26 protein-coding genes and 1 pseudogene are annotated in these 25,867 nt (G+C 34.1%); 16 read left to right on the forward strand and 11 right to left on the reverse strand.

Going from position 1 to position 25,867, the window contains the following annotated elements:
* Nucleotides 1–50 precede the first annotated feature (50 nt).
* Nucleotides 51–294: pseudogene (locus AC3WSO_RS07670) on the reverse strand (hypothetical protein); the annotation flags it as partial.
* Nucleotides 295–699: 405 nt separating this feature from the next.
* On the opposite strand from AC3WSO_RS07670, the gene AC3WSO_RS07675 reads away from it, so the two are divergent.
* Nucleotides 700–1,149 (forward strand): NUDIX hydrolase, encoded by a 450-nt coding sequence (locus AC3WSO_RS07675; RefSeq protein WP_492530065.1) that lies wholly within the window; start codon nucleotides 700–702, stop codon nucleotides 1,147–1,149.
* 244 nt (nucleotides 1,150–1,393) lie between these two features.
* Here AC3WSO_RS07675 and AC3WSO_RS07680 read toward each other — a convergent pair whose 3' ends face one another.
* The 4 genes from AC3WSO_RS07680 to AC3WSO_RS07695 are packed head-to-tail and all read right to left on the reverse strand — an operon-like array spanning nucleotide 1,394 to nucleotide 3,181.
* The gene (locus tag AC3WSO_RS07680) at nucleotides 1,394–1,774 is read right to left on the reverse strand and encodes an EamA family transporter (RefSeq protein WP_492534277.1); all 381 of its coding nucleotides are present in this window, start codon (nucleotides 1,772–1,774) and stop codon (nucleotides 1,394–1,396) included.
* 5 nt (nucleotides 1,775–1,779) lie between these two features.
* Complete coding sequence (locus AC3WSO_RS07685; RefSeq protein ID WP_492530066.1) at nucleotides 1,780–2,010, reverse strand: hypothetical protein; 231 nt, start codon at nucleotides 2,008–2,010, stop codon at nucleotides 1,780–1,782.
* Nucleotides 2,011–2,045: 35 nt separating this feature from the next.
* Entirely contained in the window at nucleotides 2,046–2,249 is a 204-nt protein-coding gene (locus AC3WSO_RS07690) for a hypothetical protein (RefSeq protein WP_492530067.1), read from the reverse strand.
* The gene (locus AC3WSO_RS07695) at nucleotides 2,237–3,181 is read right to left on the reverse strand and encodes an oxidoreductase (RefSeq protein ID WP_492530068.1); all 945 of its coding nucleotides are present in this window, start codon (nucleotides 3,179–3,181) and stop codon (nucleotides 2,237–2,239) included. The genes AC3WSO_RS07690 and AC3WSO_RS07695 overlap by 13 nt, the downstream gene beginning before the upstream one ends.
* Before the next feature lie 148 nt (nucleotides 3,182–3,329).
* Between AC3WSO_RS07695 and AC3WSO_RS07700 the strand changes: the two genes are divergently transcribed.
* The 8 genes from AC3WSO_RS07700 to AC3WSO_RS07735 all read left to right on the forward strand — a co-directional run bounded on the left by AC3WSO_RS07700 (nucleotide 3,330) and on the right by AC3WSO_RS07735 (nucleotide 10,761).
* The gene (locus AC3WSO_RS07700) at nucleotides 3,330–4,205 is read left to right on the forward strand and encodes a LysR family transcriptional regulator (protein WP_492530069.1); all 876 of its coding nucleotides are present in this window, start codon (nucleotides 3,330–3,332) and stop codon (nucleotides 4,203–4,205) included.
* 99 nt (nucleotides 4,206–4,304) lie between these two features.
* Complete coding sequence (locus AC3WSO_RS07705; RefSeq protein WP_492530070.1) at nucleotides 4,305–4,508, forward strand: hypothetical protein; 204 nt, start codon at nucleotides 4,305–4,307, stop codon at nucleotides 4,506–4,508.
* 715 nt (nucleotides 4,509–5,223) lie between these two features.
* Entirely contained in the window at nucleotides 5,224–5,901 is a 678-nt protein-coding gene (locus tag AC3WSO_RS07710) for a response regulator transcription factor (protein ID WP_492530071.1), read from the forward strand.
* Between the two features lie 381 nt (nucleotides 5,902–6,282).
* Nucleotides 6,283–7,314 (forward strand): siderophore ABC transporter substrate-binding protein, encoded by a 1,032-nt coding sequence (locus tag AC3WSO_RS07715; protein WP_492530072.1) that lies wholly within the window; start codon nucleotides 6,283–6,285, stop codon nucleotides 7,312–7,314.
* 18 nt (nucleotides 7,315–7,332) lie between these two features.
* On the forward strand, nucleotides 7,333–8,349 hold the full coding sequence (locus tag AC3WSO_RS07720; RefSeq protein WP_492530073.1) for an ABC transporter permease: 1,017 nt from the start codon (nucleotides 7,333–7,335) through the stop codon (nucleotides 8,347–8,349).
* Nucleotides 8,346–9,410, forward strand: a complete 1,065-nt coding sequence (locus tag AC3WSO_RS07725) for an iron chelate uptake ABC transporter family permease subunit (protein WP_492530074.1) — start codon at nucleotides 8,346–8,348, stop codon at nucleotides 9,408–9,410. The genes AC3WSO_RS07720 and AC3WSO_RS07725 overlap by 4 nt, the downstream gene beginning before the upstream one ends.
* A complete protein-coding gene (locus AC3WSO_RS07730) occupies nucleotides 9,407–10,159 on the forward strand; it encodes an iron ABC transporter ATP-binding protein (RefSeq protein WP_492530075.1) in 753 nt (250 codons plus the stop codon). The genes AC3WSO_RS07725 and AC3WSO_RS07730 overlap by 4 nt, the downstream gene beginning before the upstream one ends.
* Before the next feature lie 335 nt (nucleotides 10,160–10,494).
* Entirely contained in the window at nucleotides 10,495–10,761 is a 267-nt protein-coding gene (locus AC3WSO_RS07735; RefSeq protein WP_492530076.1) for a hypothetical protein, read from the forward strand.
* Between the two features lie 199 nt (nucleotides 10,762–10,960).
* Here AC3WSO_RS07735 and AC3WSO_RS07740 read toward each other — a convergent pair whose 3' ends face one another.
* A complete protein-coding gene (locus AC3WSO_RS07740) occupies nucleotides 10,961–11,155 on the reverse strand; it encodes a hypothetical protein (protein ID WP_492530077.1) in 195 nt (64 codons plus the stop codon).
* Between the two features lie 755 nt (nucleotides 11,156–11,910).
* On the opposite strand from AC3WSO_RS07740, the gene AC3WSO_RS07745 reads away from it, so the two are divergent.
* From AC3WSO_RS07745 to hblA, 4 genes are all read left to right on the forward strand, one after another.
* Nucleotides 11,911–12,954, forward strand: coding sequence for a Fic family protein (locus tag AC3WSO_RS07745; protein WP_492530078.1), 1,044 nt, complete (start codon nucleotides 11,911–11,913; stop codon nucleotides 12,952–12,954).
* Between the two features lie 673 nt (nucleotides 12,955–13,627).
* Nucleotides 13,628–14,947, forward strand: coding sequence for a hemolysin BL lytic component L2 (gene hblC / locus AC3WSO_RS07750; RefSeq protein WP_492530079.1), 1,320 nt, complete (start codon nucleotides 13,628–13,630; stop codon nucleotides 14,945–14,947).
* 32 nt (nucleotides 14,948–14,979) lie between these two features.
* Nucleotides 14,980–16,212, forward strand: a complete 1,233-nt coding sequence (hblD, locus tag AC3WSO_RS07755) for a hemolysin BL lytic component L1 (RefSeq protein WP_492530080.1) — start codon at nucleotides 14,980–14,982, stop codon at nucleotides 16,210–16,212.
* 29 nt (nucleotides 16,213–16,241) lie between these two features.
* The gene (gene hblA / locus AC3WSO_RS07760; protein WP_492530081.1) at nucleotides 16,242–17,354 is read left to right on the forward strand and encodes a hemolysin BL binding component B; all 1,113 of its coding nucleotides are present in this window, start codon (nucleotides 16,242–16,244) and stop codon (nucleotides 17,352–17,354) included.
* 93 nt (nucleotides 17,355–17,447) lie between these two features.
* Here hblA and AC3WSO_RS07765 read toward each other — a convergent pair whose 3' ends face one another.
* Nucleotides 17,448–18,215, reverse strand: a complete 768-nt coding sequence (locus AC3WSO_RS07765; protein WP_492530082.1) for a sulfite exporter TauE/SafE family protein — start codon at nucleotides 18,213–18,215, stop codon at nucleotides 17,448–17,450.
* A gap of 294 nt (nucleotides 18,216–18,509) precedes the next feature.
* On the opposite strand from AC3WSO_RS07765, the gene AC3WSO_RS07770 reads away from it, so the two are divergent.
* The gene (locus AC3WSO_RS07770; protein WP_492530083.1) at nucleotides 18,510–19,394 is read left to right on the forward strand and encodes a LysR substrate-binding domain-containing protein; all 885 of its coding nucleotides are present in this window, start codon (nucleotides 18,510–18,512) and stop codon (nucleotides 19,392–19,394) included.
* Nucleotides 19,395–19,667: 273 nt separating this feature from the next.
* On the opposite strand, the gene AC3WSO_RS07775 is transcribed toward AC3WSO_RS07770, so the two are convergent.
* Nucleotides 19,668–21,179, reverse strand: coding sequence for a sigma-70 family RNA polymerase sigma factor (locus AC3WSO_RS07775; protein WP_492530084.1), 1,512 nt, complete (start codon nucleotides 21,177–21,179; stop codon nucleotides 19,668–19,670).
* Between the two features lie 357 nt (nucleotides 21,180–21,536).
* On the opposite strand from AC3WSO_RS07775, the gene AC3WSO_RS07780 reads away from it, so the two are divergent.
* Entirely contained in the window at nucleotides 21,537–21,932 is a 396-nt protein-coding gene (locus AC3WSO_RS07780) for a VOC family protein (RefSeq protein ID WP_079559848.1), read from the forward strand.
* Nucleotides 21,933–22,064: 132 nt separating this feature from the next.
* On the opposite strand, the gene AC3WSO_RS07785 is transcribed toward AC3WSO_RS07780, so the two are convergent.
* Nucleotides 22,065–22,922, reverse strand: coding sequence for a LysR family transcriptional regulator (locus AC3WSO_RS07785; RefSeq protein WP_492530085.1), 858 nt, complete (start codon nucleotides 22,920–22,922; stop codon nucleotides 22,065–22,067).
* 230 nt (nucleotides 22,923–23,152) lie between these two features.
* Between AC3WSO_RS07785 and AC3WSO_RS07790 the strand changes: the two genes are divergently transcribed.
* Nucleotides 23,153–24,142 (forward strand): DMT family transporter, encoded by a 990-nt coding sequence (locus tag AC3WSO_RS07790; RefSeq protein WP_492530086.1) that lies wholly within the window; start codon nucleotides 23,153–23,155, stop codon nucleotides 24,140–24,142.
* A 271-nt stretch (nucleotides 24,143–24,413) separates the two neighbouring features.
* Here the strand turns inward: AC3WSO_RS07790 and AC3WSO_RS07795 are convergent, their stop codons facing one another.
* Nucleotides 24,414–25,067: an IucA/IucC family C-terminal-domain containing protein gene (locus AC3WSO_RS07795; RefSeq protein ID WP_492530087.1), complete on the reverse strand. Its 654-nt coding sequence runs from the start codon at nucleotides 25,065–25,067 to the stop codon at nucleotides 24,414–24,416.
* Nucleotides 25,064–25,858 carry an ABC transporter ATP-binding protein gene (locus tag AC3WSO_RS07800; RefSeq protein ID WP_386827800.1) on the reverse strand — a complete coding sequence of 265 codons (795 nt, stop codon included), beginning with the start codon at nucleotides 25,856–25,858 and terminating at the stop codon, nucleotides 25,064–25,066. Before AC3WSO_RS07800 ends, AC3WSO_RS07795 begins: the two co-directional genes overlap by 4 nt.
* Nucleotides 25,859–25,867: the final 9 nt, after the last annotated feature.

Below are 25,867 nucleotides of genomic sequence, written 5' to 3' on the forward strand. Positions count from 1 at the left end.
CTTTTGAGGTCTTCTAATGAAAGAAAAGTTATGAAAATAGCATTGGTTTTCACTCGACTCATGGCAACGATTATAGAAATAATAAGAATGTTCGACAACAGCTCTGTAATAGCATAAATAAAACTGTTAAAAACACCACTAATAGATGCAGTTAAATCGCCCGTAGCAAAGATTGCAGCATGAAGATGTTAGTACACAAATGAGGGTGGTATCGCGACGTTTAACCATAAAACCAATGATAAGGACAATAAAAACAACGTAAATCCAATGGAGAGCTGTGAATTCAATCCCTATAGGTTTCCCCCTCAATATTCAATCTGATTTTATAGAATATGAAGAGAAGAAAAGTTGGTGATGATTTTGAAAAATTTCTATTTAAATAGAATGGTAATATGAACTGGCAGCTGTAACTTGATTTTTTTCAATTATTAGCTTTTTCATTAGATTCACACTCATCTATTTAACTTCCCTATAGTATATCCTTTGTCATTTCCAAGGTGTACCATATTTAAATGCGGAAATAGGGCATTTACTCCGTAATAAGGGCAGTTACGTTCTACCCGGCTACTGCTATAATAAAACTATATTTATAATAAGAACGAAGCAGTCTAGCTCAGTAAAGGTACCATAATCATTGTGAGTGTTTTTTTACAGTTTATAATTTAGAAAGTAATCTTTAAAAAGGTGTTGATTCTAATAATGTACAAGTATACAGTTTGTTTCGTGAGAAATGATAATAATATATTAATGCTAAATCGAGAAAAGTCGCCAATTATGGGTGTCTGGAATGGAGTAGGCGGAAAGATTGAAAAAGGTGAAACCCCTGATGAGGGTGCACTGCGAGAAGTGTTTGAGGAAACAGGGATTAGAGTGGAACGCTATTTCTCTAAAGGTACTGTCAGTTGGGCGACTTCTAATGGTGAACTAGATGGAATATATGTTTATCTGTATGAAGTAACTAATCACTTGAAATTAGAAACTCCTATTAAAATAAGAGAAGGTATTTTAGATTGGAAGTCTATTGATTGGATTTTAAATCCAATCAATCTAGGAATTGCAGAAATGGTTTCTAAATACTTACCTGTTCTCTTGAATAAAGCAGATAATTTTTCATTAAAATATCAAGATGGTCAAATACATATCTTATAATAAATATAGCTACAAGATGTTTAGTTGGTGAGATTCTTTATTCAAAAACAAGTAAATTTGTGAATGAATACATTTAAACTAATAGGTGCAATAGCATAGGACATGGCTGTCATTTAGACAGCTTGTTCTTATGCAACTATCGGGTCAGATTAGTTCAAGAAGAATTTTTAACTTGCTAAACAGGGAGGAATTGATGATAAAAGGAACGCCTCCGTCTTTAGTAGCAAAAGCACACAACTACTGTTCAGCCTATCCTTTTCGGATAACTGAAAAATTGAACAAAAGGCATTAATACGATTAAGCCTATCACCATTTGAAGAAAAGTGGTTGCATATACAGTTGTTTTTGTAATGCTCTTTCCTAAGATCATCGTTGCTGAATAGAAACATGCCGCAATAATGCTATATATTATTCCCGTCCAGCTTGTAGAAGTTATGTGAAATCCATTCGCCCCCACTATGCACATTGTTCCAATAAAACAAATCAAGATGGCAAGATACTTGAATTTCGTCATTTTCTCCTTAAAGAGAAGGGTTCCTACGAAAAGAACCAGGATAGGAGCCAAATGATCTAGGGTAATTGCGATTGTAATAGATATCATTTCATATGCTTTAAAAAGAAACACCCAGTTCAATGCATTCGCGATGCCACAACAAACAATAAAAATAATTCTTTTCTAACCCATTGCTCCCTTTTAAAACTACCTGTTACAATCCAAGCAATATATAGGAAGACAGCGGCAAATATACAACGAATCCATACGAGTTCAATTGCCGGAATCCCAGTGAGATTTGAGAAAAAACCAAAGGACCCAAAGATGGACATGGCTACATTTAATTGAAATACAGCATGTTTATTCATATCCATTCTTCATACTTGTATATATTCCCATGTGTTTATCTCTTTTCAGGCATACCATCGCGAGTGAGAATATTTTCCCACATTGCATCCGGAATTGAGAGTGTCAGTTGACTATCACGTGGCAAATTAGTTCGAATCTCTTCTTCTTTACCTTCTTTTAGTTTTATAACCCAATCCGGCTCCATTAAAAACTCTCTGCCTAGCGCAAACAGGGGTATGCCTTTCTCTAATACGCCCAATGCATCGTCCGGTGTATGGATAGAACCAAGTGATAGGAAGTTGTTCTGTCAGCGATTACATTCCTAAAAATCTCTGATCTAGTCTTCGTTTGATCCGAGCCACTACGGGGCATAGACCAAACATTTTTCACAGAGAGATGTAAATAGGTAAGGTATAGATCAGCTAGCCGATCTATTAATGCGATGCTCTCCACCATTTTTATCCCATCCTCTTCTGGTTCTTCTGGTGAGAAACGATACCCAATTATAAAGTTGTTGTCCGCATACTGGTCCCGAACCCGTTTTACTTCCTCTATTACAGCAAGCGGAAAACACATCCGTTTTTCCAATGTTCCACCCCATATATCTGTTCGGCGATTTGAATATCCAGAGAAGAATTGTTGGATAAGGTATCCGTTCGCACCATGAATTTCAACACCGTCAAATCCTGCATGTATGGCCATTCTTGTTGCCCGTCCGAAATCTTGAATAGTGGACAGTATTTCTTCATGTGTCAGTGTACGCGGGATGTATACTTCATTTGCGTCCTTATAGATACTTGCAACAACGCCGCTGGGACTTACCATTTGCTTATCGTCAATATACCCGATAAGGCTCTCGCTCCCTCCATGATGGAGCTGGAGGATTGCTTTTGCTCCTTTTTCTTGAATTGTAGCCGCTAACTTAGTGAGACCTAAAATATTCTGTTCCCCATATGCCTTCATTTGGCGGGGAAAGCTAGTGGCAAGGGGTGATATTGTAGCCGCTGCTGTGATGAACATGGCAGGGCCATCAGCTCTTCTCTTATAGTAAGCGAGTTCCTCGGAAGAAACGCTCCCATCTATATTTCCGGAATAGGTCGTCATCGGAGCTACGACTACTCGATTGGTAAGGGTTACTCCATTTGAAAGTGTGTACGGTGAAAGAATCTTTTCATATTGCTGCTTTGTCATAATATGTACGCTCCCATTTCTCTGTTTTCTATTTGATTTGTTTTACAACGAATATTGTATTTCTAAAAGTAACATAAGTAAAATGAATGTTTCCTATGTTAAATATTCGTATCTCTCATGTATAATATAGAAAAGGATGTGAAACGATTTGAATTTCTTCCAATTTGAAGTGCTTTTGAAAGTAGTAGAAAGTGGGAATTTTACAAAGGCAGGCCAGGAAATTGGATTGACCCAATCGGGTGTGAGCCATAACATTACTACCCTTGAATCGGAACTTGGTGTGACACTATTAAAACGTGGGAGGGGTGGCACATCACTGACAACTGCAGGGGAGTATATCATTCCGCATATACGAAGCATTGTAGCTAATATGGCTCATATAGAACAAAAAATTGCCTCCATAAAAGGGTTGGAACTGGGGAAGGTTTCTGTCGGGAGCTTTCCTAGCTTTACTGCCTCATTTATACCTACTTTGTTTTCTATATGTAAAGAGCGCTTTCCTAACATCGAAATCGTATTATATGAAGGTGGGTATGAAGATATTGTAAAGTGGGTTGAAGAGGGAACGGTAGACCTTGGCTTTACTGCATTACCAGTTAAAGGTGTAGAATGTATACCATTATTGGAAGACCCTTTATCTGCAGTCATATATGATGGACATCCTTTCGTAGAAAAAGATGCTATCACGATGGCAAATTTCGTTGAAGAATCGTTTATCATGTTACGCTCGGGATGTGAAGCTCTTATAGAAGATGAATTTCGTAAAGCACACCTTCCCCTAGGCGTTTCTTATAGTAGCAAAGACAATGAAACGGTAATCTCAATGGTAAAAGGAAAACTCGGCATTACTATTATGCCAAACCTTGCAATTCCTGATTATACAGAGAATATTCATATCTTGCCTTTGAACCCGCAGCTAGTCCGAAATATTGGTTTGATCATGAAGTCTTCGGAAAACCTAACACCAATCGCAAAAGAGTTCTTTAAAATTGTAACAGACTATTTTAAGGAGTATGAGGAGTAAAGTTTAACAGGCGCTTCTGTACAAAGTGGAGTCCTTTTTAAAGTAACTCCTGATGACTTGGTTCGATTGTAGCCAAGTTATATTGTTGTGTTGGTCCCGATGCAACTGGCAATGGCTGCTGGTACAGATGTTGGAGGTATTTTTGTTGAGAAAGTCTCGCTATCTTTGGTTACCTGGATAGGCGCTATAGGAGTTACAATCGCTATTGTAGCAACATTGGCACTTTCTCGGGCACAGTCAAACAAAATATCAATAGAGTACAATAATCATAACTTCTTAGTTATTATGAAGTTAATAATGTAGAATAAAATATTATAACTGGAATAATGAAATTAAATAATAATGATTTCAACAGAATTACAAAGAAATATTGAAAGGCATTATAGCTTATAAAAATACTATTCTTTCTCAATTATAACGAGGAAGAGTAGTATTTTTATTTTGTTTGAATAGATTAATCACTTGTACATCAGTACCAATAAAGCAGAAAAAGCTGGATGGAAGGCCAGTTGAAAAGTTATTTATTTAACATTTGATGCCTGTCCTACTTTATAAGTATTAAAGAAACAAATTATCAGGCAACAATTTATATGCAAGGAAGCAATTTGCTATATACAAGTTTTTAGGGAAATGTAAGACGGAGGTAAAAGTAGGATATTAAGAAGACCTCTTAGTACATACAGACTAAACCATCAGTTATACAGATGGTTCTGGTTTTCATTGACAATGATAATCATTATCGATATTGTGAAAGTAGACTAGATTCCATATGTCTACCTATTCGCATTCCAGCGGTTATTTGATTAATTTATACTAGCATGAAGATGCTTAATATACGAATGAGTGTGGTGTCGCAACATTTAACCATATCCAATGCATGTTATACATATTTACTGTTAATTATACCAAAAATATCCTTGCGAGTTGTTATAATAGTTTTTTGAAATTGAAGGTTTATAAATCCGATATTCTTTTTTTGATAAATTATTTTAAGTAATGAAGTAGAGGTGAATCATAGGTGAAGCGGGTGTTGGTAATTAAGAATGAACGCTCTTTAGCAAAGAAAATCGTAAGCGGTCTAAGGCAAGAAGGCTATTTCATTTTAACACTTCACAATGAAAAAAAAGGTTTAAATATAGTATTTGAGCAAGATTGGGATATTATCGTATTGGATTGGGATTCGTTAAGTATATCCGGACCGGAAATATGTAGACAAATACGGGCTGTTAAAACGACCCCAATAATCATTGTGACTGACAATGTGTCCAGCAAGGACTGCATAGCAGGATTACAAGCAGGAGCAGATGATTATATAAGAAAACCATTTGTGAAAGAAGAATTAGTAGCAAGGATAGAAGTTGTTTTAAGAAGAGGGGACTGTTTCCAGACAAACGAAACAAATTCCTTTCGGTTTAAAGATATCTTCGTTGATGCATCGCGCAATATTGTGACAAAAGATGGAGATAATTTCCTGCTTACTAAGCGTGAGTATGATCTACTTGTATTTTTAATCAAAAATAAAAATACAATATTGAGCCGTGAAATGCTTTTGAACCAGGTTTGGGGATATGATGTAGCAGTAAATCCAAATGTAGTGGATTTATATATTGGGTATTTAAGAAAAAAGCTAAAGTGCGAGAAGAAAGACAGATATATTCAAACAATACATGGCAGAGGCTATTCAATGATTGAATAGTGTACAGTTTGTTCCAGTAATCAATAGTAAACATATCGAAAAAAACGAGTAAAAACTGTTTCATCCAGTTTTGCTCGTTTTTTTATTCTATTAAATCTGATAACCAAGCAGTTTCTGGAAGATATTGGAGATGAGGGAACTATAAAAAGAATGTTTCACGCTTACTTTTTTGTATCCAATACTTAATGTGAAAAATTAACTTTATTTATCATCTTATATTTTTCACAAGATTTTCACAGAATTAAAGACTATACTGGTTCACAGAACGGTTAAATGAAAATGATTATCAATAGCAATTGAGACGGCTAGCAATGACGATCCAATTCAATCTATAGACTTCATCATTTTCGAAATAAATTACATAATAAGGAGTATGAGTATATGAAAAAATCTATGTTTTTAAAATTTGTTGGTATTATCGCAGTTTTGACATTGATGTTAGTAGCTTGTTCAGATTCAAGCAATAAATCGAATCAAGAGTCAAAGTCTAATGAAGATAATGGAAGTAAAGAAGTTGCTAAACCTGCTACAGTTGAAATCACTGATGCCCACGGAACTGTTACTGTTCCTGTAAACCCAAAGAATGTAGTTGCTTTGGATAATAGAACTTTTGAAACTTTAGCTGATTGGAAAATTGAACTAGCAGCTGTTCCAAAGGATGTAATGCCTGCAGATTCACCATATGTAAGTGATGAATCAGTTCAAAATATTGGGAATCACCGTGAACCAAATCTTGAAATTATAGCGGCTGCAAACCCTGAACTTGTAATCGTCGGTCAAAGATTTGCAGACTATTACGAAGAGATCAAAAAATTAGTACCAAATGCAGTTGTTATTGATCTTAATGTAGATGTTTCTGAGGAAGCTGCTACACCTGGGGAAAACTTAGTAAATGGACTTAAAAATTCTACAATTGCTTTAGGGCAAATTTTCGATAAAAATGAAGAAGCTAAACAAGTGGTAGCTGATTTTGATAAAGTTATCGAAAATGCTAAATCTGCTTATAATGGAACAGATAAAGTGATGAGTGTTATCGTTGGTGGTGGGGATATTGGTTTTGCTGCTCCTCATTCTGGACGTGTTTGGGGACCGATGTATGAGATTTTCGGTTGGGCACCAGCATTAGAAGTTGCTGATTCTACTTCAGATCATAAAGGTGATGAAGTTTCAGTTGAAGCTATTGCACAAAGTAATCCTGATTGGCTTTTCGTATTAGATCGTGATGCTGCAATATCTGGTGAAAAAGATTCAGTTCCTGCTCAAGATGTTATTGCTAACGCACCAGCTCTTCAAAAAACAACTGCTGTTTCTAAAAAACATATTATTTATGCACCTGCGGATACTTACACAAATGAATCAATTCAGACTTATATAGAGTTGTTTGAAAACCTTGCAAGTACTTTAGCTAAGTAGTGTAAAGGAGTATAAAAAGTGCTGAAAAATGTAACTTCTAGGGTTGAGATAAATTCTCAACCCCAGTTTTATAACTACAATAAAATATGGACAAGACCTTTTATATTAGCGATTATAGTTGTTATTATTTTAGGCATTATATCACTGTTTACTGGAGTTTATGATATACGTGGACAAGAGGATGGAATGGAGATGTTTTTCATAACTCGTGTTCCGAGAACAGTTGCATTAATGCTTACTGGAGCTGCAATGTCAATGGCAGGACTCGTAATGCAACTGATTACACAAAATCGTTTTGTTGAACCTACTACAACAGGGACTATTGAATGGTCAGGATTAGGGCTGCTTTTAGTTTATTTATTATTTCCTGCCCCGACTTTAGTTTTAAGAATGACTGGTGCAATCATTTTTTCTTTTATAGGAACTATGGTTTTCTTTTTATTTTTAAGAAGAGTTAAACTTCGTTCGTCTTTAATTGTCCCGATTATTGGATTGATGCTTGGAGCAGTCATTTCTGCAGTATCCACTTTTATGGGACTCCTTTTTCAAATGACACATAGTATTGAAACTTGGTTTGTAGGTTCTTTTGCGCCTGTTCAGGTAGGAAGATATGAATATTTATGGCTAATTGTTATTGTTACATTGTTTATTTTTATGTATGCTAATAGATTGACTTTAGCTGGACTAGGGGAAGATGTCGCAACAAGCCTTGGCGTTAATTACAATAGGATTGTTCTTGTTGGGACTGCCCTTATTTCTCTTGCAGTTGGAATTGTTGCAGCTGTTATTGGAAACTTACCTTTCTTGGGCTTAATTGTCCCAAATATTGTTTCAATGTATAGAGGCGATGATCTTAGGAGTAATTTACCTTGGGTATGTTTGATAGGAATGGGGACTGTTACCGCTTGTGACATAATTTCTCGAACAATTATAATGCCTTTTGAAGTACCTGTTTCTTTAATACTTGGAACAGTGGGGTCAGTCGTGTTTATTACTATTTTATTGAGACAAAGAAAGCCAAGGAGGCACCGATGAACACATTGGAATATAGAAATGAAGAAAATGTTGAAATCGATTCTAGCCTTCATAATAAAAATAGATCAGCTAGGGCATTTCGTTCTAAGAAGGAAGAAAGACGTTATTGGATTTTGCTAATAACATTGATTGCTTTGGGGGTCCTTTCTTCATATGGACTTTTAGTTTATAACAATCCAGTTCCAGTAGATTCACCTTCTTTTATCCCAGTTGTTATGAGAAGGATAGTCGCTCTTGTTGCAATGATTATTGCTGCAGTTTGTCAGAGCTTGTCGACGGTTGCTTTCCAAACGATTACGAATAATAGGATTATAACTCCTTCACTTTTAGGTTTTGAAGCACTTTACTCAACAATTCATACTAGTACAATATTTTTCTTTGGTGCTAGTGCATTGATAAATTTTACTGGGATTGGATCATTTTTATTTCAAGTTGTTGTTATGGTCTTGATGAGTTTAATACTTTATGGATGGCTCCTTTCTGGTAAATACGGGAATTTACAACTTATGCTTTTAGTTGGAATTATTATTGGCACTGGGCTAAATTCTGTGTCAACTTTCATGAGAAGACTACTTGCGCCTTCTGAATTTGATATTTTACAGGCAAGATTGTTTGGTTCTGTTAATAATGCGGATTCAGCATATTTTCCTATCGTAATTCCTATGGTAATAATTGTAGCATTATTACTTCTAGCTCATTCTAAAAATCTAAATATATTGTCACTAGGAAAGGATGTGTCTACTTCTTTTGGAGTTAAATATCAATCTAGTGTAATTTATACGCTTGTATTAGTTGCTATTTTGATGTCAATTTCAACAGCTTTGATAGGACCACTTACTTTCTATGGCTTTTTAGTAGCAACTTTGAGCTATCAGGCGGCATCGACTTATGATCATAGATATATTTTTCCAATGGCTCTTGCTATAGGATTTTTGATATTAACGAGTGCCTACTTTATGATGTATCACGTATTCCATGCTCAAGGTGTAGTTTCAGTTATTATTGAATTATTTGGTGGAATAATATTTTTAACTGTAGTTTTAAGGAAGAGGGCTTTATGATAAAAATTGATAATGTAAAAAAGTTCTATACTGATGAGATAAAAATAGGACCTTTGAATATTGAAATACCAAAAGCGGGTTTTACTTCTTTAATTGGACCAAATGGCGCTGGAAAGTCTACGACACTTTTGATGATTGGAAGACTCTTGAATATGGAAGAAGGTCAAATTCAGGTGGCAAATATGGATATTTCTGAATCCAAATCAAAAGACTTAGCAAAAATTTTGACTATATTGCGTCAAGAAAATCATTTTGTAACTAGGCTTACAATTAGACAACTAGTTGGATTTGGACGATTTCCTTATTCAAAGGGAAGATTAACTAAAGAAGATGAGGCTATTATTTCTAAATATATCGATTTTTTAGATTTGACTAATTTAGAAGATCGATATTTAGATGAGCTTTCAGGTGGTCAAAGACAAAGGGCATATGTAGCAATGGTTTTATGCCAAGAGACTGAATATGTACTTTTGGACGAGCCTCTGAACAATCTTGATGTTGCTCGTTCTGTTCAAATGATGGAGCATTTGAGACGTGCGGCGAATGAATTTGGAAGAACAATTTTGACTGTTATGCATGATATAAATTTTGCTGCCAAATATTCTGATAGAATTTGTGCTATGAAAGATGGGCAAATTGCCGCTTTTGGAACTGTAGAAGAGGTTATGGACGCGGAAATTTTGACAGATATTTTCGAAACAAAAATAGAAATTATCGAAGGTCCTTATGGGCCACTCGCTGTTTATTAGTGACAAAGTTTTTAAAAAAAGAAGCAGCTTAAAAAAATGAGTATGCCAAAAACTAATAGAGAATTAAACTGTAGCTTGCATACTTCATAACTGCTACTCTAGTTGAAGTTGCTGTTTGTTTTTTACAGGCGGCAGCTTTTTTTATATGCCATTCATTGCCCACGAAAATGATTGAAGTAGGTCATAAAGAGAAATAGTGAAAATCGCCATTAAAAAAATCTGATTTCTAATAATATTACTCAATAATAGAAAGATTGAAAGGCTAAGGAGACATTCCTAAGCCTTTTTTGGAGATTTTTAATGTAAGAAAATTTATGAAATAGCTTTGATTTTTTATGTATTCAAAAAGATTCAGTTTTCTAATACTATCGGAACGGTATGTAATTGATACCAAACCTTTAAAAATAGAGCTTAATCATTTATTTCCTGATATATATTTTGGCAATCTTATCATTTTTGAAATAAACGATAATCAACTTATTGCGAAAATAGGCGGTCAAATCCCTCAAGCAGGTGGAAATATAGGTGATATTCAAATTACTTATGTTTTTAAGGATAAAATGTATCAAGCAAAATCAATCAAATTTAAACCAAATGAATAAAGTATTCTTCAACTATCGGAGAGCTTTAATTAGTGATCATTGAGTTGCATAGGCAGCTCTTTTTATATTGAACTAACGAAACATTTAGCTAAACAAGTTATAAAATGAAAAGATAAAAAAGCATTCAGGTGAATGCTTTTTCACTTTACAATATTAACAGCTTTGCCAGGTAATATGTCTTCCCGATATTGTCGGTAGATTAGACACCCATTTTTCTACGGGTATTGCTTGTTTTTTTCGTTTGCTGGCTTTTCATTTTTTTTGTTGAAAGGTCGGCATGTTTTTTTCCTTTATTAGCAGTGGATTGGTTCTTTTTGTTTTCAAGTTGCTGTTTCACTGCCTCTTGCAGGCTGATTTTTTTTTTTGGTACATCGGATTGATTATTCTCGGTCATAGGAAATGCTCCTTTTCGTATATGATAGTTAGTCCAGTATAATCTATTTTTTATTATTTGTGAAACTTTCCACTTTAACTTACAACAAGTGAAGACTTTTTTTTGTTAACAGGGCATAGTTCAACAATGTTTTTAGTTTTAATGGTAAATATGTTCATGCAGGAGGGGTTAATGTAAGAGAGGTTGAGATGTGAATTAGATCACTTAAACAAACGGAGTGCGTTAATTTAAGATCCTTGAGTTGCATAGGCAAATTTCAATGGATTAATAACAAGCGGATACCACGTCTAATAAAGATATGGTATCCGCTTGTTTCTTTCATTTTAATACTAAAAAAGGACGAACAAAATGTAAGTACACATAAATAAAAGTGCAGCTTGCAATTGATACATTGAAAAGGACACAAAATGGTTATCTAATTAATAAACGTAATAAAAATATCGGGAAATTACACAGAAATGTCACAAAAATAATAAAGATATCAGTACATTTAAAAGATAATATTCCGATATTTAATAATGTCTAACGTCTATATTCATGAACATCCATTATTTGGAGTGAAAAAGTAATTTCAAAATTCAAAGTAACTTTATATAAAAATTTGAATAATAAATTAATCCTCTTTCTTTAAAAAGTAAAAGCTCTATTAAACCAAATGTTATATGAATAGTAATACTAGAATAATATTTGGAACTCCTAAAAAAACAAAAAATTATTGTAATAGAGCATTGAGAGATAGTGGCAGGAGGAACAAAATGAGAAATTTTTTCGAAGATCAGTACATAAATATTGATCAGCAACTAATAACCTTAGTCAGTGAAATTAGTGAATATAAAGGTATGTTGACCGCTTATCAAGAGCAAAGACCTGATATATTCGCTAGCCTTGAAAAAGCTATACCCCTACAATACATAAAAAACTATATTTCAGTTTATGAGGACATAAAAGTTTCAAATAAGCGATTAAGAGAACTTATTTTAGATGATATGATACCCCAATCAATTTCGGAAGATGCGATATTCTGTTATTATGAAACTTTGACTCTTGTACATAAAAAATCTCGTACTTTTTCAATAAGTCCAGATACTATACAAGAATTGCATTTTCAATTAATTCATTATAATACCTCTGACAGTGCGAAATGGCGCCAAAAGTCATTTTCTATTCCAGGAATTCCTGAAAAAGGGATGCACACGATTTGTTATCGTCCTCTTCCACCTGAAAATATTCCACAGGCTGTAGAACAATTATGCAACCAGTACAATTTATTAAACCATAAAAAAGAGATGCCTACACTTATATTGATCGCTCGCTTTATATTGAATCTTTATTGCATAATCCCTTTTAGCCAAGGTAATGGTAGATTAACACTAATGTTCATGCAATTACTATTAGTAAAAAGCGGACATACATTTGTAAAATATGTTTGTTTAGATGAATATATAAAGAAAAGAGAATCTGAATACTATGAAGCTATATTTAAATCATCGGTTAATTGGTACTGTAATGGACATAATCTGAACTTCTGGTTACAAGAATTCTTAATGATTATTTTAGAGGCTTATAAAGATTTACATAGCAGAGTACTGGATTCTATATGTAAACATACTAAGGTTGAGCGAATTCAAAATTTCATTCATAATCAACACCAACCTTTTACAAAAGAGTGCATTCGAAGCATTTATCCAGATATAGCCGAAAGTACAATTAGTAAAGCTTTAACTGATTTACAATTATTGGGTGAAATAAAGCTTATTTCAAAAGGAAGAAATGCGCGCTGGATGACAATCCAATCTTAGTCTATACCTTTTTAGGTGAGCTACTAAGTTTTACAAAACACAATAAACGTCTAATTTAAGAACCAATTGCTTATTGAAGATTAGCAATTGGTTCTTTACATTTCAATCTAGAAACATGAAAAATCTCAAAAGTGCCTTGTAACTACAAAGTCAAGGATACCCCTCAATAAATGAAAATTTAATATTTTTTACCAGAAGAGTCCTATTGGGAACCAATATATCTAAACTTCAACATATTTCAGTAGGTGTCCAAACACCCGCTGAAATATAGGAACTCAGTCTAAGAACACCACGCCCTATTGCATTACCGAAATGACCGACATCGTGCTGGCCCATGCCTATTATTCCAATTCACTTAATTCCTCCATTATTAACAAAAATATGTCATTATTCAGACGTCAGACGACTGAACTTTGCTATATTGTGACACATTCGGATGAATATTGTTAATATTAATTCATTTTTAGATTCAAAATTACAGTGAAATAACCTATTTTAGCGTGAAATAGGTTAATTTCGTCGTTATTTGCTAAAAAATGTGTACATGACTAAAATTTACATCATAGGAAATAGAAAGAATTTTTCCTAAACTCAAGTAAATTGGGGGGTGCTCAAACTGTATAAAAAATCGTTTGAATTATTGTGAAAAATACCATATAGGGAGGTTAATGGAATGAAAAAGAAATTAATTAAAGGGTTAATGATAACATCCATTGTTGCTACGGGAGTTATTCCTGTACATACTTTTGCAATACCTATTGCTCAAGCAGAACTTCAAGAAGAGAACATGACTCTTTCTTCATCTTTAAGAAAATTAGGTGCACAATCTAAATTAATCCAAATGTATATAGACCAATCTTTAATGAACCCTAATGTACAGCTAGATGAAGTACCAGCTTTACATACAGATCAATTTCTAATAAAACAAGATATGAAAGAATGGACATCTGAACTCTATCCAAAGTTAGTTCTAATTAATTCAAAAAGTAAAGGATTTGCTACTAAATTTAATAGCTATTATCCAACATTAAAAGAATATGTAGATAATAAGGAAGATAAGGAAGGTTTCCTCGATAGGCTGGAAGTTCTTCAAGAAATGGTTACGACAAACCAAGAAAATGTTCATTATCAAATTAATGAATTAACAGATCTTCAATTACAGCTTGATAAAAAACTTAAAAATCTCGATACTAATGTCACAAAAGCTCAGGAAGTACTTAGTTTAGAAGGATCAGGGAAGATAGACAAGCTAAAAAGAGAATTACTTGATACTAAAAAATCAATTCAAAATGATTTGCAAGAAATAGCGTTTCTACCAGGAGCTTTAAATGAACAAGGACTAAAAATATTCCAAGAGATCTATAGTCTTTCAAAAGATATTATTGAACCAGCTGCTCAAACAGCGGCAGCAGCGTATAACAAAGGGAAAGAAATTAACAACGCTATTTTAGAAGCAGAGAAAAAAGCTGAGCAAGAGGCAAAAGAAAAGGGTAAATCTGCTTTAGAGATTGAAGCTGCTAAAAAAGAAGCGCGGGAAGCAATTGAAAAAAATAATAAAGGTGAAATTGCAGCTGCAGCAGCTACAAAAGCGAAAGAGCATGACCTTATGAAAGTAATTGACTCAGATAGAATCAAGAAAACATATAGTACCTTCGCTGAAGTAAATAATCTAAAGGCAGAGCAACGAGCATATTTAGATGATTTAGAGCAGCAAAACCAAAAATTATATGATTTAACAACGAAACTATCGATAGCAGATTTACAAAAATCAATGCTTCTTCTTATGCAACATGATTTACATACATTTGCTAGTCAAGTGAATGTAGAACTTGACCTATTGAAACGCTATAAAGAAGATTTGAATTTAATAAAAAGTAGTATCACAAAGTTAAGTACTGATGCTGATACTGCTAACAATCTATCTCAAAAAGATACATTAAGACGATTAAAAAATGGTATTGGTCAACTTGAAGAACAAGTTCATAAATTTTGATATTTTATCGAAAAAATTAGGAGGGATTAGATTTGAAGAAATTTTCATATAAGGTGTTAACCGTGGCCACTTTGGCAACGGTTATAACTGCAACTAACAGTGGCACTATTCAGGCGCTTGCGCAAGAACAAAGCGTTCAAGAACAGAAAATTGGGAATTATTATACATTAGGACCTGAAGAACTGAAGAAAGCGTTAGCTGAAACAGGTTCTCATATTCTTGTAATGGATTTGTACGCAAAAACAATGATTAAACAACCAAATGTAAATCTATCAAAGATTGATTTAGGTTCTGAAGGGGGAGAGTTAATCAAAAATATTCACCTTAATCAGGAACTGTCTCGAATCAATGCGAATTATTGGTTAGATACAGTGAAGCCAAAAATTCAAAAGACAGCACGTAATATTGTAAATTACGATGAACAATTTAATAATTATTACGACACATTAATAGACACTGTAAAAAAGAAAGATAAGGAAGGGCTAAAAGAAGGTATTGGTGATTTAATCAGTTCGATTGATACAAATTCAAAAGAAGTTACAGAAGTCATAAAGATGTTAGAAGCCTTCAAAACAAAGCTATATACAAATACTATAGATTTTAAAAATAATATTGGTGGTCCAGATGGGAAGGGTGGATTAACGGCAATATTAGCGGGCAAACAAGCATTGGTTCCACAACTTCAAGCTGAAATTGAGAATCTACGTTCCACTCAAAAAGCACATTTTGACAATGTACTAGCATGGTCAATTGGTGGTGGATTGGGAGCAGCTGTTTTAATTATTGGAACTATTGCAGGAGGGGTTGTAATTGTTGTGACAGGCGGAACAGCAACGCCGCTTGTTGTCGGCGGCCTTACAGCTCTCGGTGCAGCTGGTATTGGTTTAGGAACAGCAGCTGGTGTTACAGCATCTAATCATATGAACTCCTACAACGAAATTTCCAATAAAATCGGGGAATTGACGATGAAAGCCGATTTCGCTAACCAAGCAGTTATTTCACTTACTAACGCCAAAGATACTTTGACATACTTATATCAAACAGTGGATCAAGCGATCATGTCTTTAACGAATATTCAACAACAATGGAATACAATGGGGGCAAATTATAAAGACTTATATGATAATATCGATCAAATGCAAGAACATAAGCTCTCGTTAATACCTGATGATTTAAAAGCGGCTAAACAAAGTTGGAATGATATTCATAAAGATGCGGAATTTATTGCAAAAGATATTGCTTTTAAACAAGAAGATAAAAATTAAAAATAAAATTCATATAGGAGGAATATTAAATGAATAAAAAATCTCTTTACAAAGTACTCGCTGTATCAACGGTTTTAACTTTGACAACTACTTCTGTAGTCTCCCCAGTAGCAGCTTTTGCAGAGACAAGGAAAATTGAACAAATAAGCAATAGTGATACGTCTCTTTCAGCAAATGAAGTGAAGATGAAAGAAACTTTGCAAAAGGCGGGACTTTTTGCAAAATCTATGAATGCTTATTCGTATATGTTAATTAAGAATCCAGATGTGAACTTTGAAGGAATTAAAATTAATGGATATCCAGATTTACCAGGTAAAATTGTACAAGATCAAAAGGATGCTAGAGTACATGCCCTTACATGGGACACAAAGATAAAAAAACAGCTTATAGATACATTAACAGGTATTATTGAATATGATACAAAGTTTGAAAATTATTATGACATAATTGTAGATGCAATAAATACAGGGGATGCAGAGACGTTAATAGAAGGGATTACAGATTTACGAGAAGAGATTCAACTAAATCAAAAGTATGCTCAACAATTAATAGAAGAATTAACTAAATTAAGAAATGATATTGGACAAGATGTTAGAGCATTTGGCAGTAACAAAGAACTTTTACAGTCGATTTTAAAAAATCAAGGGGTTGCAGTTGAGGATGATCAAAAGCGCCTAAATGAAATTTTAGAATCAGTAAACTATTATAAGAAACTAGAGTCTGATGGCATAATAACTGTATCTGTTCCTTCTATTCCTACGTGGATTGCTGGTGGTGTTATGCTGGGGATAGCGAGAGATCAATTAGGTCAATTAGAACCGTTATTAGCACAATTAAGACAGACAGTTGATTATAAAATAACATTAAATCGTGTAGTTGGAATTGCACATAGTAATATTAGTGAGATGTACAATGCACTCGATGATGCTATTAATGCCCTTACTTTTATGTCTGCACAATGGAATGATTTAGACTCTCAATATTCAGGAGTATTGAGACATATCGAGAATGCATCGGATAAAGCGGAACAAAATAAATTTAAATTTTTACTGCCTAATTTGAAATCAGCTAAAGACAGCTGGAAAACATTAAAAGTAGATGCAGACACATTAAAAGCAGGGATAAAAGAGTTGAAAATATAATTTGTTGTCAATCCTGCTAAGTAAGAGTAAACAAAAGAGCGAGAAGTTATCACTTCTCGCTTGCTTTACGTGCCCACTAAAACGTAGCGCGATCTAAATCAATAAATCTGATACGACCTGAACAATCAGCAAGAAAAAAATGATTGGTAATAAAATTTGAATCCATCTTGTTTTGATATAAGGGATGATCTTTAAACCTAAGAACGAGCCAACGATAGAGCCAATTGAAACAGGAATGGCGATTCCCCAATTAACTATGCCCGTAAAGTAGTAAAAGAGAAAGGCGCCTGTACAACTTGAAAACGTAATCATTCTTGTTAACTCAACTGCTTTTATATAGGTATATTGCTTTTTAAGGTGATAGGTTACATTCATTAGAGCTGAGCCTGGTCCAAAACCACCATCATATATTGAAACCACAAATGGAATAAGTTTATTAATTGGTTGCTCCTCTGTCTCTTTAATATCCTTTACCATAAATTTATTACTGCAAATCACGATGAAAAATGCGAAAATTAAGAAAACACAAGCTACAATATCAATGATTTGTTCTGATAATCGAGTTGCTAAAAATGCGCCCAATACACCTCCTAAACTAGATATCATCATTAAAGATGTAAATTTTTTTAACGATAAATGACCTTTAATTATAAATGACACGACATTTGATAGAGCTGAAAGTCCTGTCGCGAATTTATTAACAGCTACGGTTGTATGAATCGGAATGCCAATAAGTAGCATTGCGGGTAACAAAACGAAGCCTGCAGCGCCGAAAAGAACACCGATGACTGCTGCGAGTAAGCCAATTGTAAATAAAATAAATCCATTTACTGAAAACCAGTCCTGTAGTAAAATTTCCATCAAATCACCTCTACACCTAAATTACTGCTAAACAACACATAAAACAAATATATATAAATTGCTTATTCATAAATAAAATTTATCATTATTCAGCAGGAGACTTCCATCTTCGAAGGTGATGGGGTGAATGGAGATGTGATTCCTTTTCAGAGGGTGTTCTAAAACCTACTGAATAAAGATAAAGCCTCCGGCGGATGTCACGGGTTTTGAAAGGAATGAATTGTGTGGGCACAATTCAAAATCCGGACGCAACTACGCCAAGGCGAAATTGATCGATAGGGAGGAGTGAATGTAATGAATTTGCATGCATTAAGGATTTTTACGAATGTCGCAAAGCTTGGTGGAATTACCGCAGCGGCGAATAAAATGCTGCTTAGTCAACCAGCTGTCACAATTCAAATACGGAAATTAGAAAGCGAAATAGGGGCAAAATTAATTGAAGGAAAAGGACGTGGCATTCAATTAACGCCTGAGGGGAAATTTTTGTATGAGCAGGGAATGCGTTTATTTTATTTAGAAGCACAAATTGATGAAAGACTCGGTAAATTTTTAGCAAAAGAAGAAAAAATACATATTGCTTCTTCCTATATACCAATAAACTATATACTCCCATCTATTATAGCAGAGTATAAGCTTGCTAATCCTCACATTGAATTTTTTGTGTCGCTAGGCAATGTAAAATCTGTGGAAGAGCAAGTTCTTAATTATGAAGTAGATTTTGGTTTTGTCGTGCAAAATAAAATGGGTCACTCTGATTTACAGTTTGAAAAAATAGTAGATATCCCGTTTTGGTTTGTTGTGCACCCATCACATTCTTTGGCAAATCAAACTGTCTCCATCTATGAATTATCGAATGAGGACTTTATTTATCGAGAACGTGGTAGCTCGACGCTTGATTTATTGGAGTCAGTTTTTTATACGTATAACTGTCCTTTACCTAAATTAGGACTTCAAATGCAAGGCTTACATGAATCGATTAAAGTAGTGGAAGCAGGGTACGGTATGACTATAGCACCGTCCTACAGTGTAACTGAAAGTATATCAAATGGAAAACTGGCTAGGGTGTATATAGAACGTGCAAATATTCAGCAAAGTTTATTTATATGTACACGTAAATCAGATATAGAAGGGCATCCATTTATTCAGTATTTAAAAGAGAATTTAAACGCTGTAAATTAACCTATTTAAAAGAAATAGAACCAAAATAGGGACTATTATTAGAATGCTAATTCCCGATTTTTTTCATAGAATTTCTTTTAGCTGTTTTCGTATAGATTGCTGCTATTAATACATAAAGACCAAGTTAATTTCACTCATTTTGTTGATTAACTTGGCCTTTAGTAAATCCTTTTTTAACTAAAGCACCCCGTTTGTGAAATACCACTACAAATCTAATCATTTTCTAGCTCTACTTAAAGACAATTTGGATTAAGCATTACCCCTTATTTTTATCTAATACTGATCTATAATAACACCTATGGATGACGCCTTAATAAAAGGTGAATTTTTCAACTTAGATAAGTTTTGAGGATTTCCAGTTACAACCGCACCAAAATATTGTAGATCATCTTCTGTTAGTTTCTCATCTTCCCCACCTAATGTCGTAAATAAACGATTGTATTCACCTTGCCAACGAGCTTTATATTTTTTGCCGTTCTCAATATTTAGAATAAAATTATGAACTGGTTCGTCTTGTTTATCCCCATTTGCATTAAATAAAGAAACACCATAAACTGTATTTTCGGAGCGAACTAGATTGTTGGTATCAACAATTTTATTATTCTTATCTCTTATTGGAACATGAAAATCTTCAACGTTTTCTCCATTTACATCATCGACCCAAAGCCAAGACAGTGTTACGTCTTCTGAAATCATCTTTTTTACTTCATTAAATGAATACCCTTTGTCAAAGGATAGTGCAACTTCCATTACTTTTTCTTGACCTATATCATCAAGTAAATTTATATCATTGCGGTAATTGTCGTATTGAATAAACGGATAGAAAAACACCATTTCTCGTTGACCTAATTCGTTGTAGCGTTGTTTTTGTAAGTCATCTTCAGAATAACTATCTCCAATTAATATTGGTGATTCAATCCCGATTCGATTTAAATTTTCGTCACGGAAAAGTCCATAGCCGTAGCTTTCATCGCCAGTATAAACCACTTTTCCTTCTATAATTTTATAAGTTGTATAACGATTTTCTCCACCTAAAATACCATGATATCGTTCAAGCTTGCCGATAAATTCATTCGGCGCGGAAATTTCATAAAAGCCTGATGCAGAAATTTGAATAGGGCCTTCTAATTGATACGTAATGTTTCGATTTGCAATTGTACCAACGATAATCAATATAATTAGAACTGCGACTGTTATAAAAACCGATTTCCAACTCGCCCTTCTTTTTGCTTTCTTAATCGACTTTTCCATTTTCTTTATGTCAAATAAATCATCTATCTTCTCATTCTCCATTAAACTTGACCTCCCATATTTTTTAAGAGTATTGCGTGCGCGATGTAAATAAGTTTTTACATTAGTTTCTTTTATACTTAAAATTTCGCTTATTTCTTTATAGGAAAAATCCAAATAGTATTTTAGGATAAGCAGTTGTTGAAACATTGGCTGAAGTTCCTGCAATGCTTCATCCAATTCACTTGCTATTTCCTTTGTTAATAGGCTAAATTCCACATCTTCTATGGCTGGCATTAACTTTTCTAAGTCCACCTCATTTAACTGAACGATTGTTTTATTTTTGTTATATAAGGAATAGTAACGATGAATTGCGACTTTAAACATCCACGCTCGTATTTTTTTCGGTTGGATTTGTTGAAGACATTCAATTGTTTTCATGATGGTTTCTTGTGTAATATCTTCTGCATCCTCTTTGGTAGCCCCAATTTTGATTAAATATTTAAATACAATTTTTGCATGTGTAAGGAGTATTTGCTCCCATTCATTTTTCAAAAACTCACCAACTTTTGAATATCCAATTTTTAATTCTTAGTGATCACTTACATATATAACAATTGTAAAATAAAAAAGTATACAACCTTTTTAAAGTTTTTTAAAAAACAAATAAAAAACTGTTTAATCAATAGCATATGATTAAACAGTTCTTCATTTGAATATAGTTAATATAAAATGCGTTCCTCCACAATTTGGCCGATTGTTGAACAACACTATTCAACTAAGCTGCTCCTTTAGTTGAATAGCAACATTCACAGCATTTTTTTAAAATTTCTATTCCTTGTCATAATAATATATAGTAATTGTACTCAAACACAGTGAGTAATTTAATTCTTTAATAATGAGGAGGATAACATGGGGAGATTAGTTCATTTTGAAATTCATGTAAGTGACATGGAACGAGCAAAGAAATTTTATGGAGAGGTATTCGGATGGTCATTTCAGGATTGGAGTGATTATGCAGGAATGCCTTACTTTGGAGCGGTGACTGGTAATGCGGACGAACCAGGAATCGATGGTGCTTTAATGCAACGACAAAGTGCTTCTCCTGAACCAAATCAAGCTTTAAATGGATTTGCTTGTACAATGGGAGTGGAAAATTATGATGTAACGGAAGCTAAAATTATTGAGAATGGCGGCACGGTTGCAATGCCGAAATATGCTCTTCCTGGAATGGCGTGGCAAGGATATTATATTGATACCGAGGGCAATATATTCGGTATTCATCAGCCTGACAAAAATGCAAAATAGCACCATTATAATTTGAAAAAATGTTTTTAAATATAGGTTCTCTGCATCTTTTTTATCCAAATATAATTAACACAGAACGCTTGGTACTAGAAACCAAGCGTTTTTTGTTACTTCACATGATTAGAAGTAACCTTATATATGCTGATGCTCAGCAATTGTTTTTAAAAAACATTCCATCGAATTTGTCATATATGCATCTTTTCGTCGAATAAAGACGGTTGAAATAGTACCGTATTTTTTAGGAATTGTATGACAATAAACCTTACCTGTAGTAGAAAGATGTTCAGCGGCTGATTGTGGTACAAGTGTAACGCCAAGACCGATGGCAACACTGTTTAAAATTGTCTCTAAAATATTAAATTCCATAATTCTCTTTGGCAATAAACCCTCATCTTTGAGCCAGAGTTCTAGCTTGGATCGATAGCCGCAACCTTGATTAGAAACAAGGATAGGTGTAGTCATAAATTCCTCTATGCGAAAGGATTTGTTTTGTGAGATGAGAACGAGATTTTCGGTAAATACATCATATTGTTCTAAAGCTGGATGTTTAATCGGCCCGGTTATAAATGCACCATCTAATTGGTGATCCGCTACTTCTTTAATAAGTTCCTCAGTTAAACCAGCTTGTAGTGTTAAGTCGACATTCGGATATCCTTTATAGTAGGACGCTAGAATGGTAGGTAATATACTTACTGTTTCGACTGTACCGATTTTTAATGTACCAGTTGGTGTATCACTATCTAAAAATACTTGTTTCATTTCCTCGACATCCTGCAAAATTTTAGTAACGTAAGCAAGCATTTTTCGCCCTTCTGGGTTTAATGTCATCCCTTTTTTATGGCGATAAAATAGCGGCGTTTTGAGCTCCTTTTCTAATAGCTTAATACGTGCAGTTACATTGGATTGTACATAATTTAATTCTTTTGCAGCATGGCTAACGCTCCCGTTATTGGCGACGCTTTTGAAAATCTGTAAATCTCGTAGTTCCATCGAGCTTTCCCCCTTAAAAACTATCATTATAAATGATAGTTAATATCACTTTCAATCATTTTACGTGATGTATTTTCTTTTTTATAATTCTCATTGTGATATAGAGGAACTCAGTCTAAAAACGCCACTTCCTGTGGGCAATGACTGAGTGACCAACATCGTGCGGGTCAAAGCATAAAGCGATTCCGGACGCAATGATGACGACGCATAATTGATAGGGCTATATAGAAATGAGGAAAAAAACAGTGAGAAGAAATCAAATAGTAGTAGGCGTGATCGCATGTTTAATTGCCAGTATGTCATGGGGAGCCATGTTTCCAGTAGCAGATCATGCACTTGAATATATAAATCCGCTCTATTTTTCAACTATTCGATATGGAGCGGTATCGATTGTATTAGTCATTTTATTATGGATGAAAGAAGGGAAGAAAGCATTTCGTTTAGAAGGGAAAGGTAAATTACTCGTCTTTTTTGGGACGATGGCATTTACAGTTTACAACGTGCTTGTTTTCTTAGGCCAAATGTTAATGGGAAAATCCGGTGTTATGGTAGCGTCGATTATGGAAGCACTCATGCCGATGATTTCGATTGCTATTCTATGGGGCTATAAACATGTGAAACCGAAGAAGTATATGATTAGCAGTATGATTATTGCTTTTGTTGGGGCTATTTTTGTTATTACAAAAGGTGATATGGGTTGTTTCTTTCTTACACTAAAACATAATCTAGTTTCGCTTGCATTTATTTTAATTGGTGTTGTAGGGTGGGTCATCTATACAATGGGCGGTCAAACATTTAATGATTGGTCTACGCTGCGCTATTCTACATTAACATGTGTATTTGGCACAGCTGTAACAGGTATCATCACAATGATCATGACGATACAAGGAGTTGTATCAGTCCCAAGTGCGGAAACGATTTTTGCTATTAAATATGATTTATTGTTTATGATGACACTACCAGGCATTGTGGCATTACTTAGTTGGAATTACGGTGTGAAAATCCTATCATCCATTAATGGGATTTTATTTATTAATTTCGTTCCAATAACTACATTGGTCATTATGATGATACAAGGATACAACATAACAATTTTTGATATAGTAGGGACCTTACTTGTTATTTCTGCTCTTATTTGGAATAACATCTGTCAGCGTAAAGAAGAAAACACGATTTTACAGGTTATGCATGAGGAAGAAGAATTGCAGCAGGCTGTTTAATATTAAAAGGCTTATTATTTGCTGGCTTAATTGCCTTCTAAGCATTTAAACTTATTTTTAGGGCATATACAATAGGGGAAGTAGTACTTTGTTTTAAAAATTCTGGAATTATTTTTGGGGGGGTTAATAAAACTCTAAAGTAAAGCAAGAGTAAAAGAGAGAGCATGAATTGAAAAACATGCTCTCTCTTTATTAGATCTGTACATAGAATCTCTAAAATGCAGATATACGATATAGGCTTATTTCTGATTAATTTCTTAACAACAATATATTATTTCCTCAATGGACAGTTTTTACAATATGGTATATCAGCTTTTGTATTTACTTGATAGTATCGGCAACACGTTTTTCGAACGGGTACTTCACTCCATGTCTCTTTTCGCTGAAGAAAAGTTTGAAAAGGATTTTGTTCAAGCCCTAACCAATCTGTTTCAGCACAAGTAAGGTCATTAAAATGTTCATTTAATTCATTTAAAGTATATGTTTCTTCATTTTTGCGAAGAGTTGCAAGTAGCCTTACAGCGATATTTTCCCATAGAATCTTTGAGGATATTCTACATTCCTTGCTAATAATAGTAATCATTGGTGTTAAATTTTGAGCAAAAAGGCGTTTTTTCCAACAGTCTTCAAAAAGTTCTGTTGGGTTTTCTTCAATTAACAATTTAAAGGATGTTACATCAAATCGTGCTGTAGACCACCAATCAATTCTTTTCTTTTGCAGTCCATAATAATCAAGACTCGAAGCTGCTACTAACACTGCATAACGTTTTAAAAATAAAGAACCCGCAACAGGTAGGGAAGAAGTATTTAAATAATTTGCATACTGTTTAATGATTGGTAGTAAAGTATCTTTATTCAATAATTGATGTAATGGAATTCCTTGAGGTGAGAGATGCTTTTCCACGCCATAAGGCTCTAAATTCATTTTATATACCTTCCTTTTCCTTTCGGGATACATAGGGGAGTTCCAAAAAAAGGATCCTCCGATACAGCTACTTCCATACCGAATACTTCTTGAACCATTTCTGCTGTTACAATATCCTCTGGTGGGCCTTGTACAGCCACTGTTTGACGATGAACGGCAACTAAATGGTCTGCATAGCGGCAAGCAAGATTTAAATCATGCAGAACCATAACAATTGTTCGGTGTTCTAAGCGATTTAATTCAAACAAAAAATCTAATACTTCAATTTGATGAGTCATATCTAAATAAGTAGTAGGTTCATCTAATAACAAAATAGGTGTTTCTTGTGCTAATGTCATGGCAATCCATGCACGCTGGCGTTGCCCCCCAGATAATGAATCTACTGCACGGTCCTTATGTAGTTGGAGCTGTGTAGCGACTATTGCTCTTTCCACAATATTTTCATCATCTTCTGACCACTGTTGAAACCAACGTTGGTGAGGATAACGCCCTTGTTTGACTAATTGATGTACTGTGATACCTTCAGGTGCTAAGGGACCTTGAGGTAATATCGCTAACTGCTTTGCTATTTCTTTAGAAGATAAAGACTGAATCTTTTGTTCATCTATTAATATATCGCCTTCGTGTGGTTTTAATAAACGAGCTAGGGAGCGTAAAAGTGTTGATTTTCCGCTCCCATTCGAACCGACAAGAACAGTAATTTTACCTGCTGGAATTTGAAAGCTTAAATCTTGAATTACTTGATAGTCACCGTACTGTAATGATAAATTTTGAGTCTGTAATCCGAGCATGTTGTTTTC

This window comes from Lysinibacillus sp. EB106-09-02-XG168, assembly GCF_058791475.1.

What these genes read in the sequence shown, in the direction of transcription:
- AC3WSO_RS07675 (WP_492530065.1), top strand. Translation starts at nt 700, where the DNA reads ATGTACAAGTATACAGTTTGTTTCGTGAGAAATGATAATAATATATTA.
- AC3WSO_RS07685 (WP_492530066.1), bottom strand. Translation starts at nt 2,010, where the DNA reads ATGAATAAACATGCTGTATTTCAATTAAATGTAGCCATGTCCATCTTT.
- AC3WSO_RS07695 (WP_492530068.1), bottom strand. Translation starts at nt 3,181, where the DNA reads ATGACAAAGCAGCAATATGAAAAGATTCTTTCACCGTACACACTTTCA.
- AC3WSO_RS07705 (WP_492530070.1), top strand. Translation starts at nt 4,305, where the DNA reads ATGCAACTGGCAATGGCTGCTGGTACAGATGTTGGAGGTATTTTTGTT.
- AC3WSO_RS07715 (WP_492530072.1), top strand. Translation starts at nt 6,283, where the DNA reads ATGAAAAAATCTATGTTTTTAAAATTTGTTGGTATTATCGCAGTTTTG.
- AC3WSO_RS07725 (WP_492530074.1), top strand. Translation starts at nt 8,346, where the DNA reads ATGAACACATTGGAATATAGAAATGAAGAAAATGTTGAAATCGATTCT.
- AC3WSO_RS07730 (WP_492530075.1), top strand. Translation starts at nt 9,407, where the DNA reads ATGATAAAAATTGATAATGTAAAAAAGTTCTATACTGATGAGATAAAA.
- AC3WSO_RS07735 (WP_492530076.1), top strand. Translation starts at nt 10,495, where the DNA reads ATGTATTCAAAAAGATTCAGTTTTCTAATACTATCGGAACGGTATGTA.
- AC3WSO_RS07740 (WP_492530077.1), bottom strand. Translation starts at nt 11,155, where the DNA reads ATGACCGAGAATAATCAATCCGATGTACCAAAAAAAAAAATCAGCCTG.
- AC3WSO_RS07745 (WP_492530078.1), top strand. Translation starts at nt 11,911, where the DNA reads ATGAGAAATTTTTTCGAAGATCAGTACATAAATATTGATCAGCAACTA.
- hblC (WP_492530079.1), top strand. Translation starts at nt 13,628, where the DNA reads ATGAAAAAGAAATTAATTAAAGGGTTAATGATAACATCCATTGTTGCT.
- hblA (WP_492530081.1), top strand. Translation starts at nt 16,242, where the DNA reads ATGAATAAAAAATCTCTTTACAAAGTACTCGCTGTATCAACGGTTTTA.
- AC3WSO_RS07765 (WP_492530082.1), bottom strand. Translation starts at nt 18,215, where the DNA reads ATGGAAATTTTACTACAGGACTGGTTTTCAGTAAATGGATTTATTTTA.
- AC3WSO_RS07770 (WP_492530083.1), top strand. Translation starts at nt 18,510, where the DNA reads ATGAATTTGCATGCATTAAGGATTTTTACGAATGTCGCAAAGCTTGGT.
- AC3WSO_RS07780 (WP_079559848.1), top strand. Translation starts at nt 21,537, where the DNA reads ATGGGGAGATTAGTTCATTTTGAAATTCATGTAAGTGACATGGAACGA.
- AC3WSO_RS07785 (WP_492530085.1), bottom strand. Translation starts at nt 22,922, where the DNA reads ATGGAACTACGAGATTTACAGATTTTCAAAAGCGTCGCCAATAACGGG.
- AC3WSO_RS07790 (WP_492530086.1), top strand. Translation starts at nt 23,153, where the DNA reads ATGAGGAAAAAAACAGTGAGAAGAAATCAAATAGTAGTAGGCGTGATC.
- AC3WSO_RS07795 (WP_492530087.1), bottom strand. Translation starts at nt 25,067, where the DNA reads ATGAATTTAGAGCCTTATGGCGTGGAAAAGCATCTCTCACCTCAAGGA.
- AC3WSO_RS07800 (WP_386827800.1), bottom strand. Translation starts at nt 25,858, where the DNA reads ATGCTCGGATTACAGACTCAAAATTTATCATTACAGTACGGTGACTAT.